13 protein-coding genes and 1 rRNA gene are annotated in these 11,816 nt (G+C 40.8%); 5 read left to right on the forward strand and 9 right to left on the reverse strand.

The annotated features are described in order from the left end of the window. Window positions 1–39: 39 nt before the first annotated feature. Entirely contained in the window at window positions 40–894 is an 855-nt protein-coding gene (locus FFL34_RS03090) for a YtnP family quorum-quenching lactonase (protein ID WP_138601307.1), read from the reverse strand. A gap of 99 nt (window positions 895–993) precedes the next feature. Next, window positions 994–1,632: a tRNA (guanosine(46)-N7)-methyltransferase TrmB gene (gene trmB / locus FFL34_RS03095; RefSeq protein ID WP_138601310.1), complete on the reverse strand. Its 639-nt coding sequence runs from the start codon at window positions 1,630–1,632 to the stop codon at window positions 994–996. A 72-nt stretch (window positions 1,633–1,704) separates the two neighbouring features. Here trmB and FFL34_RS03100 point away from each other — a divergent pair, with 72 nt between their 5' ends. Beyond that, complete coding sequence (locus FFL34_RS03100; protein ID WP_138601313.1) at window positions 1,705–1,992, forward strand: YtzH-like family protein; 288 nt, start codon at window positions 1,705–1,707, stop codon at window positions 1,990–1,992. On the opposite strand, the gene FFL34_RS03105 is transcribed toward FFL34_RS03100, so the two are convergent. The 3 genes from FFL34_RS03105 to thpR form a co-directional block, all read right to left on the reverse strand. Further along, complete coding sequence (locus FFL34_RS03105; protein WP_138601315.1) at window positions 1,970–2,797, reverse strand: phosphotransferase family protein; 828 nt, start codon at window positions 2,795–2,797, stop codon at window positions 1,970–1,972. The genes FFL34_RS03100 and FFL34_RS03105 overlap by 23 nt on opposite strands. 138 nt (window positions 2,798–2,935) lie before the next feature. Then, window positions 2,936–3,859 carry an NERD domain-containing protein gene (locus FFL34_RS03110; protein WP_138601317.1) on the reverse strand — a complete coding sequence of 308 codons (924 nt, stop codon included), beginning with the start codon at window positions 3,857–3,859 and terminating at the stop codon, window positions 2,936–2,938. After that, window positions 3,847–4,419, reverse strand: coding sequence for an RNA 2',3'-cyclic phosphodiesterase (gene thpR, locus FFL34_RS03115; RefSeq protein ID WP_138601320.1), 573 nt, complete (start codon window positions 4,417–4,419; stop codon window positions 3,847–3,849). Before thpR ends, FFL34_RS03110 begins: the two co-directional genes overlap by 13 nt. Window positions 4,420–4,586: 167 nt before the next feature. On the opposite strand from thpR, the gene FFL34_RS03120 reads away from it, so the two are divergent. Continuing rightward, complete coding sequence (locus FFL34_RS03120; protein WP_138601323.1) at window positions 4,587–4,805, forward strand: DeoR family transcriptional regulator; 219 nt, start codon at window positions 4,587–4,589, stop codon at window positions 4,803–4,805. A 121-nt stretch (window positions 4,806–4,926) separates the two neighbouring features. Here FFL34_RS03120 and FFL34_RS03125 read toward each other — a convergent pair whose 3' ends face one another. Both FFL34_RS03125 and FFL34_RS03130 read right to left on the reverse strand, forming a co-directional pair. Then, a complete protein-coding gene (locus FFL34_RS03125) occupies window positions 4,927–5,634 on the reverse strand; it encodes a pseudouridine synthase (protein ID WP_138601326.1) in 708 nt (235 codons plus the stop codon). 14 nt (window positions 5,635–5,648) lie between these two features. After that, window positions 5,649–7,268 carry a putative polysaccharide biosynthesis protein gene (locus tag FFL34_RS03130; protein WP_138601329.1) on the reverse strand — a complete coding sequence of 540 codons (1,620 nt, stop codon included), beginning with the start codon at window positions 7,266–7,268 and terminating at the stop codon, window positions 5,649–5,651. Between the two features lie 150 nt (window positions 7,269–7,418). Between FFL34_RS03130 and FFL34_RS03135 the strand changes: the two genes are divergently transcribed. The 3 genes from FFL34_RS03135 (at window position 7,419) to hemQ (ending at window position 9,979) form a co-directional block, all read left to right on the forward strand. Then, on the forward strand, window positions 7,419–8,687 hold the full coding sequence (locus tag FFL34_RS03135) for a BaiN/RdsA family NAD(P)/FAD-dependent oxidoreductase (protein WP_138601331.1): 1,269 nt from the start codon (window positions 7,419–7,421) through the stop codon (window positions 8,685–8,687). Window positions 8,688–8,766: 79 nt separating this feature from the next. Further along, a complete protein-coding gene (locus FFL34_RS18125; RefSeq protein WP_171046250.1) occupies window positions 8,767–8,925 on the forward strand; it encodes a hypothetical protein in 159 nt (52 codons plus the stop codon). A gap of 313 nt (window positions 8,926–9,238) precedes the next feature. After that, window positions 9,239–9,979 (forward strand): hydrogen peroxide-dependent heme synthase, encoded by a 741-nt coding sequence (hemQ, locus tag FFL34_RS03140; RefSeq protein ID WP_138601334.1) that lies wholly within the window; start codon window positions 9,239–9,241, stop codon window positions 9,977–9,979. A gap of 196 nt (window positions 9,980–10,175) precedes the next feature. Here the strand turns inward: hemQ and FFL34_RS03145 are convergent, their stop codons facing one another. Together FFL34_RS03145 and rrf are read right to left on the reverse strand one after the other, a co-directional pair. Next, window positions 10,176–11,369: an ISL3 family transposase gene (locus FFL34_RS03145; protein ID WP_138601336.1), complete on the reverse strand. Its 1,194-nt coding sequence runs from the start codon at window positions 11,367–11,369 to the stop codon at window positions 10,176–10,178. A 260-nt stretch (window positions 11,370–11,629) separates the two neighbouring features. Next, window positions 11,630–11,745, reverse strand: a 5S ribosomal RNA gene (rrf, locus tag FFL34_RS03150). Between the last annotated feature and the right edge of the window lie 71 nt (window positions 11,746–11,816).

Genomic DNA, 11,816 nt, shown 5'->3' on the forward strand with positions numbered 1-11,816 from the left:
TTAAAGGGATATCCCAAGTAAGCCTTTTTGAAAGCACGCTTAATTATAGTCATATCGCTCCCGCTCAACTTGATCAATTCGGCTTCCTGATTCATCAAACTGAATCGCACGGTAATACGCGTCATGATAAAATGTATACCACGCTTTCTTCTTATACCCGTAATCCATCCATTTTTCTTTTTGGTGTACAGACGTTACCGGATAATCGTCATAAGCCAAAGCCCACAATTTATTTTGGTGTGCATGAGTCGGCATAATATCGGCCATATGAATCCAGGTATGATCATCATCTTCAAATAAAAGAATCGAATGCCCATCACTATGACCACCGGTATGAACCATTTTTAGCCCATTGGTAATAGTGATTTCTTGTTCAAACGGCTGAACTTGCTGCTGAATTGGCTTCCAGTTCATTTCCCAATATGTATTCACAGAACGGATGTTGGGGTTCCGCATTTCATCCCATTCAACTTGGGAAACATGTATGACAGCATTTTTAAAAACGGATTCATAACCGTTATCAGTGGGTTTCGTCAGTCCGCATGCATGGTCAAAATGCAAGTGTGTCATCAGTAAAGCATCAATATCATCAGTAGAAAGTCCTAACTCACCAAGTGACTGATCAATGGACGATTCTTCAAGGACACCGAAATTGCGAATCTGTTTGTCCGTTAACTTCCCATTACCCATACCAGAATCGATCATATAATTTTTGCCGTCAAGTTGCAGCAAAATTGGATCTGTCCGCAACTCAATTTGATTTTTGTCATTATACGGATACTTCTTTCCCCAAAGTGCTTTCGGAACAACACCAAACATAGCCCCGCCATCAAGGAAGTTTACACCTCCGTTAAGCCATGTCAGTTTAGCCCGTCCAATCTGCATCGTATCCATTGTTTCATCCTCCTTTGCCTTTACTTTTAGTGTAGCGAATCGATGCTAAAATGTAAACGATTGCAAAACTCATTTAAAAAAGAACCCGTGAGATGGGTTCTAAGCAAATTGAGCCCGACAGCGATAAATCGGCTGCCCTTTTGCCGCAAACTTTTCTTCGTATTCGGTCATGACATTTTGTTGGTCTCCCTCGCTATGCAAGTCCAAATTCACTTCTTTTAATGTTAGTCCGAATTCGGAAAAGCTGACAAGTGAATACTCGAACAGTCCTTTGTTATCCGTCTTTAACGTGACCTCCCCTTCAGGCTGTAAAATGTGCTTATATTGTTCTAAAAATGTATGGAAGGTCAACCGTCTTTTGGCGTGACGCTTTTTGGGCCACGGATCGGAAAAGTTTAAATAAATAGACGAAATCTCATTTTCATCGAAGAGTTCCTTCAAGTTAGCTGCATCCACATGTATAAGCAGCGCATTTTTCATTCCGGAGTTCTTGAGTTTCGTCCCTGCCATTACAATAATACTTTTAGCCAATTCGATTCCAATGAAATTGACTTCCGGGTTCTTTTCGGCCATCCCGGTTATAAACTGTCCTTTACCGGTTCCTATTTCCAAGTGGATTGGTCGGTCGTTTCCGAATATTTCCTGCCATCTACCTTTCTTTTCCTTTGGGTCTGCAATCACGAGATGAGGGTTATCCCGTAAGAAGTCGTCCGCCCACGGTCTATGACGTTGTCGCATCCTTTATGCACCTCCCTTTTCCTAAGCATAGATATCAAATATTTGTCCAAACTATGTGCTGAGGTGAGTACAATGACATTAACTGTACACAATCAATTACAGCTTTTACATGATATTCTGACAGAACAAACAGAAGATTGCTGTGGTGCCGCTTCTGAATATCAGCAAATCAAACGGCTCGTACAATCTTTTATGGCAGAAAATAGTATTTCGGATGAACAATTGCTGCAATTATTACCGGAAATTTACAATTATGGTCGGCAAGGAGAATTTGCCCAAAACGATGAAGAACACGTCCGTGCCAATCAAATGAACATTGAGTCGTGGGTGAATGCCATTAACGGGAATAGCCAAAAATAGCTATACCTACATGTTCATTCAAATTTCGTAGATCGGACAGGCGTTCATGGGCTTTCGCCAGTTCATTCCGTTCATAATGCCAATTCAAATAGAAAAGTGCATCCAAAATTAGGTACCAATGGATTCGCTCAATCAATTGATTATCCTTGGCTGTTCCATAACGGCGCAGCCACTCATTCCAGTCTTCTTGCGGTATATACCATTTTAAAACAAGCCCGAAATCCATGGCCGGGTCTGCAATCATTGCATTATCCCAATCCACAAGATAGAGCTGTCCTTTATCAGTTAATATAACGTTATGATGATTTAAATCACAATGGCAAACAACTTTTTGCTGATTGCGTGTGACAGGAAGCAGACGCGCTAAATAATCAATCGCTTCTCGTATCTCTTCATAAAGTTCCATTAGCCCATTCGTTTTTAATCGGGCAACTATTTCATTGAAACGCTCATCTGCTGTCACCGGTTTTTTACCCAGTCGCATGAGCATATGCAACAATTCTGATGACTGGTGGATTTTGGCTAGCAGCGCGGCCACTCGGTAATGCTGCATCTCCACCGGCTTCAGTTCCCTGCCCTCAAGCCATTCCTGGGCGGTGATGACATCACCATTTTCCATACGCTTCGTCCATACAAGCTTCGGGACAATCCCTACAGCTGATAGAACGGCCAAAAAAGGAGATGAATTCCGTTTAAGGAAAAGACGCTGATTATCCTTTTCTGCAATATAAGCATCACCTGTCAATCCACCGGCCGGAGTAATATTCCATTCTTTTCCTACTGCTTGTTGAAGCCAATTCACCATACTATACCTCAAATCATTCAAATTTTCCATCCAAAAAACAGACATGAAATTAGGTTATCGGAAATCTGTTTCATTTTCAAGCGAAAATTATCGTTCAGTTGACTTAACCGGTTTTTGCACAGAACTTACCTCTAAAGGTTAGTTATCCTCGTTTTCCCCCATTGAAAAAGAGTGGTTATCCTCTTCCCATTCCGGACGTTTCACCGAAGTCGTCTGACAGTGTTTCAGTAACAACGCTGCTGCCTTTAACTGCCTATTTTTCAAAGGGGAAATAAGCTTACGTTTTTCCGCGAACCAGTTGTCGTATTCCTTTTTCCCGACGATGTTTGTGTTAAATGGTTCTAACTGGTCGGTGATTGTGTTAGTCCGGGATAATACCACTTTGTTCACCGGAAAAGTGTCGCTTTCTTTATGCAGTATGCTTTTTATGATTTGTTCTGTTCGCTTGAGCGTGAGCACTGGACTTAATATTTTAGTTTTGTTGTTGGCTTTATTTCCCACTGTTGACCAGGTACGATCATCATCAGCAATAATGGTTGTTCCAGTATCTTGTTCCAGCAGATAAATGATATCAATGCCAATTGGACCGATCATGATAATTTCCCCATCCACCGGTGCTTTTTTTATATTAAAAATCGGGTAATACATGATTAGATACGTGTCCGGAAACCGCTGGAGAAAGTACTTCAGTATCATATCATGATCATAACTTTGTTTCATAAAAGATACATCCGTTATTGTCGATGTAGCCCATTTCAATTGTAATGGAAACACCTTATCTAAAAAATATTGTCTTAATTGTTTTTCTGTTAAAGAATTGGTTTCCTCATGTGTCGTATCCGGTTCTGGCTGCCGGCTTCTCCTTTTAAAAAATGTCCTCCAGCTGGAAAAGACGGCATTCTGTTGACTACTCTCCGTCTGTTGCATTGTTGTTTCTTCCATCCACTGGTATCGGAGTTTCTTCCAATTATCCTGTTTCATCCGTATAAACTGACTAGGATATCGATACACATTCCATTCATACCGGGATATATAGTCCTCCAGCTTTATCAGCTGTGCCACTCAGTTCCCCTCCTTGACAAATCAAACGTTTCAACGGCTGTATACTTAGGTGTTCGTCCCGGAAAAATCTTGTACACGACAACCTGATCAACATTAAAAATATGCTGCCCACTGTATTGTTCCAGCCAGCTGTTCACGTTCATTTTTCCACCATTCCACTTCTTAGCCAAGGTTATATGTGGCGCAAATGTACGGCTATCCCGCTGGAAACCAGCCTCGGTAGCTGCTCCTTCCACACAATGGTGCAGTTGAAGCAATTCTTCCTTTTTTTCCACACCAGCCCATAAAACACGTGGCTTAACGGGATTACCAAACGTGCCTAAATCCTGGGCATGTACACGAAACGCAGGAATTCCTTCGACAGCATGCAATGAATCTAATAATTTATAAAGTTGCATCTGTGAAACAGGGCCGAGAAACTTCAGTGTAATATGGAAATCCTCCTGATGTGTCCATTGCTTATACGGCAAATATTTTTGCAAACCTGATTGCCATTCCGCGAATAACCGCTTAAGGAAGCGTGGCAAAGGAATAGCAATAAAATAATGTGACAAGTTCATATTCATTCCTCATCTTTTTCTATTTTTATCGTATACTTTTAGTAAGATGTCAAGTTTTCAAAACAAACATACTTTTCGCTTTTATTCAAATGAAAACAAGTGTAAAATTAAATTAGGGTAGATTCACGAGCACCACAAGATAATGAAATTCATTAGGGAGTGGTTTTTTGAATCAAACAACATCGCGTATGCTGACGAGAGTGAAAGCTGTTTACCTTTATATCAGGGAAAAAGGGACAGTTTCAACCAAAGACATTGCGGATGAATTTGGAACAACTGACCGGACCGTCCAACGAGACTTGCATATTCTCACCTATAACGGACTTGTAGAAAGCCCTGTCCGCGGCAAATGGAAAATTACGAATAAACCTGTCAGTATATCCTGAAACAATTCCGACGACGTATTATTCTCCTACAGCGCGAGTGTTATTGGAAACCTCACCATCCTGAGGTACAACCTTTATTGAATTGAAGTGAAATAAGGCTGGCACGTTAACTGTCAGCTTTTCACTTTTGAAGCATGTCTACTTCAACGGATGTAAGTTCACGGAACGCACCAGGTTTTAAGTCTGGATCCAGTCGTAGGTTCCCCATTCGAAGCCGTTTTAAAAAACGCACTCTTTTTCCGGTTGCTTCCACCATCCTTTTTACTTGGTGATATTTTCCTTCCGTCACCGTTATTTCTGCTTCCGAAATTACCCCGGCCTGTAAAATGGTCAATACGGCTGGCTTGGTTTTATAACCATCATCCAATACAATCCCATCAGCAAACTTTTCTTTATCCACATCTGTTATGCGTCCATTGATTTCAGCATAATACGTTTTCTCAATATTTTTCTTTGGTGAAGTCAGCTGATGAGCCAGCTCTCCATCATTTGTAACGAGCAACAGTCCTTCTGTATCCTTATCAAGTCTGCCTACAGGGAATGGACTGAAAATCTGATAATCGTTCGGCAGTAGGTCAATAACCGTTTTTTCACGATCATCGACGGTTGCCGAAACATAACCTGGTGGCTTATTCATCATTAAATAAATGTACTTTCGATATTGAACCATTTCCCCATTTACGGTCACCATATCTTTTTCCGGGTCTAACTGAAATCCAGTGTCCTTCGTTATTTCTCCATTAACAGCCACTTTTTTCTTCTTAACTAGTGCTTTGACATCCTTCCTACTTCCATGCCCCATATTTGCCAACAATTTGTCAAGACGCATCCTTTTTGCCTCCTTTACTTCTGAAATAAACGATCCAACACCTTTACACGATTTCCCAACACCCGTTCAAGCAATGTGGACCGATAACTGAACCAAAGATAGATTCCAGCACCGATACCAACACCTGTTATCAGTACCAAAATTGCTGAAGCACGGCTTGTTTCATATGCTAGAAAGGTTCCGGACACCGCTTTTACACCCCAGATGGCCATACACATGATTCCGGTAAAAATGCCAATCAACAAAAATCGTTTAAACGTTTGTCTGAACGGAAATTGAATGGCTGTACGAATACGCCATAAATTCAAAGCAACCGCTGTTCCAACCGCAAGCAATGTACTGAAAATAACACCCTTTGCACCAAACATATGAATCATCTGTATGTTGAACAGCACTTTGACCAGCAGACCACCAGCTAAACTAACAATGGCAAACCGTTGTTCATTGATTCCCTGTAGAATGGACGATGTAACGGTGAATAGCGCAAACAATAACCCTGCCGGCGCATACCAGCCAAGCAAGGTCCCTGTAATATGAATGTTATCCATGCCATACAGCGATCCATATGCAACATTAGAGAGGATCGATAGCCCAGCCACTGCCGGAACAACAAGAACAAGCACAATTTGCAGCGCCTGATTAATCTGTTGATTCATTAATAATCGGTTATTCTGTGTAAATGTTTTCGTCAGTGCGGGAATAATAGCAAGAGACAGACCTGTCGCTATTGTTACTGGAATAATAACCAGTTTATGACCGTAAAAATTGATGCCCGCATTCGCTATTTCAAACAAATCCCTTTTCCCAATAGCGGTCATTGCCCGTTCAAATGTAAACTGATCAACCAATTGATATAATGGTGTTGCAACGCCGACAAGCACAAACGGACCAGCATACCGGAATAGCTCAACGAATAAACTTTTCATTGATAAATCATATGTGTAGCGTTGTTGGTGTATCTGTGTATATAAATGATTTTTGCGACGCCGCCAGTATACCCATAAGACAACACATGATGCCAGCGCACCAATAAATGCCGCAAAAGTGGAAAAACCCACTGCAATGGTTGTTGACCCATCAAGGACTACCTTAATAACAAATGCAGCAATTAGGATAAAACCAATCCGAACAATCTGCTCTACAACCTGCGAAACAGCTGTTGGCCCCATTGATTCGTGTCCCTGAAAAAAACCGCGAACAATGCTCATTGACGGAATAATTAATAGTGCGACACTTACCATTCGAATAACCATGGCTACGTCCGCAGCAGTAATACTACCTGCTTCTTCGTTGGTTATCATTTGCTCACCCAAAAAGCCGGCACTGAAAAATAATGTTAAAAAAGCAATAAAACCAGTTGCCGCCATTAACATCATGCCCGCTTTAAACATCCGCATGCCTGTTTCATAATCACCAAGAGCATTATATTTCGATACAAATTTAGAAACAGCTAGTGGTACACCTATTGTGGAAATACTAATCAAAATATTATAAGGCGTATAAGCGAACTGAAATAATGTTCCACCTGTTTCTCCAACGAGCGCATTAAATGGAATAACATAAATCATTCCTAAAAACTTCGATAAAAATGTTGCACTGGTAAGCAACATCGTTCCCTTTACGATATTCGACATTTTTTCACCTGCATCAACGTGTAAATTACATATAACATTATTTTATCATAGATCATATGGATAACGTCACTTTCAGCCTGTAAATTCCACTTGCTGTTTCACTTTATACCGGGATTCATGGTAAGATATTCGCGAAAGGAATGAGGTAAATTGTCTTACGATGTAGCTGTCATCGGCGGCGGACCCTCGGGGTTAATGGCATCCATTGCTGCTGCCGAACATGGAGCAAAAACTATACTACTTGAAAAAGGAAAAAGGCTCGGAACCAAACTTGCCATTTCCGGTGGGGGACGCTGTAACGTGACGAACAGGCTTCCCGAGGAGGAAGTGATCCGGCACATTCCCGGAAATGGAAAATTTTTATATAGTCCTTTCTCTGTCTTTAATAACTATGATATCATCAATTATTTTGAAGAGATGGGCGTGCAGCTGAAAGAGGAAGATCACGGCCGCATGTTTCCTGTTACTAATTCTGCCAAAACAGTTGTGAATGCGCTCGTCAGTAAGCTAGACAAACTAAATGTCGACGTGCGGATGAACACACCAGTGAAAGCAGTTCATTATGCTGAGGACGAGCATACTGTCATTTTGGAGGATGGGCCTAAGATTAATGCTAAATCACTGATCATTGCAGTTGGAGGCAAAGCGGTCCCACACACAGGCTCAACCGGGGATGGCTATGCATGGGCAAAAAAGGCCGGACACACCATTACCGAATTATATCCAACGGAAGTAGCACTGACATCAAATGAACCATTCATCCAACATAAACGCCTGCAGGGATTATCTCTGAGAAATGTCGCCTTATCCGTGTTAAATAAAAAGAACAAACCAATCATTACGCACCAAATGGATATGATTTTTACACACTTTGGTATTTCCGGGCCAGCTGTTCTGCGGTGTTCACAATTTGTCGTAAAAGAACTGATGAAAGGACGTGAAGCTGTACGAATGCAGCTCGATGTCTTTCCGGATTCGTCTGAACAACTGTTAGTACAGTCCTTGACACAAGCTATTGACAGTAATCCTAAAAAAACCATACGAAATGTTTTAAAAGGTACGATTCCCGAACGACTACTGGATCACATGTTTGCACAAAATGGCATTGATGGAGACCAAAAAGCTGCTATTGCCGCGAATGAAGTCATCCGTAGTCTCGTACAGCAAATGAAAAAGTTTCAATTTTACGTTCATGGCTCTCTACCGCTCCGTAAAGCATTTGTTACCGGCGGCGGTGTGTCCATTAAAGAAATCGTTCCAAAGACTATGCAGTCAAAAATCATGCATCGACTTTTTTTCTGTGGCGAAATCCTGGATATCCATGGCTATACTGGCGGCTACAACATTACTTCCGCGTTAGTCACTGGTCGTATTGCTGGAATGAATGCGGCATCAGAAGCTCGTCCAGCTGGCAGTTGATTCCGGGCATTTTTTCTGCTGATTAAGTAAAACTAATAATGTAAAGGGATTTTAATATAAAGAAAGGAATGAAGCAGTAATGCAGAACAATAATATCTGGCTTCCCCTGATTGCTTCTGTCGGGGTCGGAGCAGCAACGTATTACAGTATGACAAAAAATAATCGTAACTTCGGACAAGCTATGCAACAAATGATCCCAGTTGTTTCTCAAATGAATAAAAATAACCAGCCATTTTAAATGGGGCTGATTGGAAAGCGCATCTATAAAATAGGTGCGCTTTTTGTATCGCGATAAGTGTAACTTCAACCAGTAGGAGTTTCGACACACAGGTCGTGCTAGTACAGATGCTATCAGGAGATGCGACGAATTTAGTCTGCCGCACACAGGACCAACTTGCTAATTCGATTAGCGATGTGACGCACGAGTTATTAAAAGAACTGTTAAGTCGTCATAAATTAGTCACTTTAAAATGTGATATTTATCACAGTCCCTGTCAGTGGAAAGGAATACGATTAAATTAGATTGTTAATTCTTTAGGGAGGAATACGAAATGGCAGAATCAGTTGAAACATTTGACGGATGGTATGCATTGCATGATTTAAGGAAAATCGATTGGGAAAAATGGCAGCAAGCAACAGAAAGCCAAAAACAAGCAGCACTTGATGAATTCCATAGACTGCTCAAACAGTGGCAAGACACTGAAGATGCAGAACAAGGTAGTCATGCATTATACTCCATTGTTGGGCAAAAAGCCGACCTTATGTTTATGGTATTACGTCCAAACATGAAAGATATAAATCATTTGGAGAATCAGTTCAATAAGACAAAACTTGCTCACTATACACTGCCAACGTACTCATATGTATCCATTATAGAAAAAAGCACCTACTCCAAGCGTGAGACAGATCCATACAAAGATCCGGAAATGCTGAAAAAGTTATATCCGATGATTCCAAAAACGGACTATATTTGCTTTTATCCTATGAGTAAATCGCGCGGAGAAACAAATAATTGGTACACACTTCCAAAGGATGAACGTGCTCAGTTGATGTACGAGCATATTGCAACGTGCAAGCCATATACAGAAAATGTTAAACGTATCATAACCGGAGCCATGGGGCTTGATGATTATGAATGGGGCGTTTCCTTGTTTTGTGATGACCCGCTTCAGTTCAAAAAACTGATTTATGAAACGCGTTTTGATGAAGTAAGCGCTAAATACGGAATTTTTGGTAGTTTTTATATAGGACATTATCTATCCACGAATGAAATTAATTCTTTTTTCGCCTAAGATATTTGTTACCCCCGTTTCTGTCATAAATTCACATGACTTAGGGGGTTTTTCTGTTTTTCGCGCGAGTTTCGGGCTGGGTCGCGCGACTTTTAACCCGAGTCGTGTAACTCTGTTGTTCCTAGGTTCTCTGTCAAATGTGGTGGTGTGATTTTCACTCCACCATCTCTTTTTACTTCCTAGGCTTTGGGGCATTTTATGCCAAAGCCCTTCTAACCTCTTGTCGCCACAGTATTTTCTTTTTCAAGCGTTTAAAATCTTTAATTCCATATGACATACGTTTGGCCACTTTAATCGTGTTGTTTACACCTTCAATATATCCGTTATTGAACGGGTACATAAAGGACTGTAGAATTTCCTGCCTCCAGCGTTTAAATGTCTTCATGACTTTGTGAAATGCTTCAATATTAGAGGCTTTCATAGCCGATAAACATTCTTCAAATCCTTGGGTCGCTGTGATTTTATCACTTTCTTTAAACCATTGATCGAGCTTGTTTTTTAGTTCATATGCTTCTTTTAATCGGGGATGAATCTGTAGTAATTGATTTACTTTTTCCTTTTGTTCATCAGTTAATTTATATTGGGATTTCCACAATAATTTTTTGCTTCGCTTCATTCGGATTCGTTCATTCTTTTCAAGGTCATGTTGCACTTCTCGCCGCACACTATCCAGCGCCCAATAGACTTGTCGCATAAAGTGAAAACGATCAGCGATGATTAACGGATCACCTAAGGCTTTCTGTACTGCTTGTTTGAAGGATCTGGATAAATCCATGACTACGATTTCAACATTACTGGTGTCACAAGATTTTAAATATCTTTTAATGGTATCTACCTTTCTGTCAGGTAATACATCAATAATCTCTTTATGTTCGATATCAGCTATAACGGTTTGGAATCTTTCCCCACCAGCATCCCCTTTAAATTCATCAATGGCGATTGCACGGGGCAGCACCTTCTTGGTTTTTATGTCCCTGCGATCGAATATACGCAATAACCTGTTAGAACTCATGCCTGTTAATTGTGCAGCAGTCGTGAATGAACCCACACCTGTGTACGTTAATGCAGTTGTTTGAACCGAGCTTGTGCAACGTTGATACCGGTCCACCATTTGAAGTTTTTCATAAAAGGTATGCCGGCAATTCACACACAAATACCGCCTCTTTCTCAAAGAGATTTTCACTGGCTTATTTGATACGATTGGCCCCTGAATCTGCTGATTACGGTAACTATGGACACGCTTAGTTTTTTCCTTACAGAATGGGCACTTCTGCGTTTTCACTTTCGTATAAAGCTCTACATAAAACTTATCTGGTTCACTAGTCATATCCCAAACATCTACATGCTTATCTTTAATCCCCAGCATTTCTATGATAAAATGATTTTGCACTCTTTCCCTCTCCTTTGACCTTTTGTGTGGACAACTCTAGGTTAACAAAAGAGAGGGGATTGAGTGTATTTTTTTGTCTTCATTTGAAGTATTGATAATACTGGAGACACCACCACATTTAGTATAGAGCCTGTTCCTAACGGGATTACATTCCATCCGGCGATTATTGCTCAAGTAAAAAGTAATACTAATCGTCCGGTACAATATTATAAACCAAAAAAGCCAATGTACGAATATATTCGTACATTGGCTTTTCTTTTGCCTGGCAGCGTCCTACGCTCGCAGGGGCAAGGCCCCAACTACCATCGGCGCTGGAGAGCTTAACTGCTGTGTTCGGCATGGGAACAGGTGTGTCCTCTCCGCTATCGCCACCAGACCTTAAAGTTATGAATGGTTTTTTGAAAAAATCAAGGGGTAATTTACACCCTAAAAACTAAATAAGAGTGT

Origin of the sequence: Lentibacillus cibarius, from assembly GCF_005887555.1 — a bacterium.
In the GTDB taxonomy this organism is placed as follows: domain Bacteria; phylum Bacillota; class Bacilli; order Bacillales; family Amphibacillaceae; genus Lentibacillus; species Lentibacillus cibarius.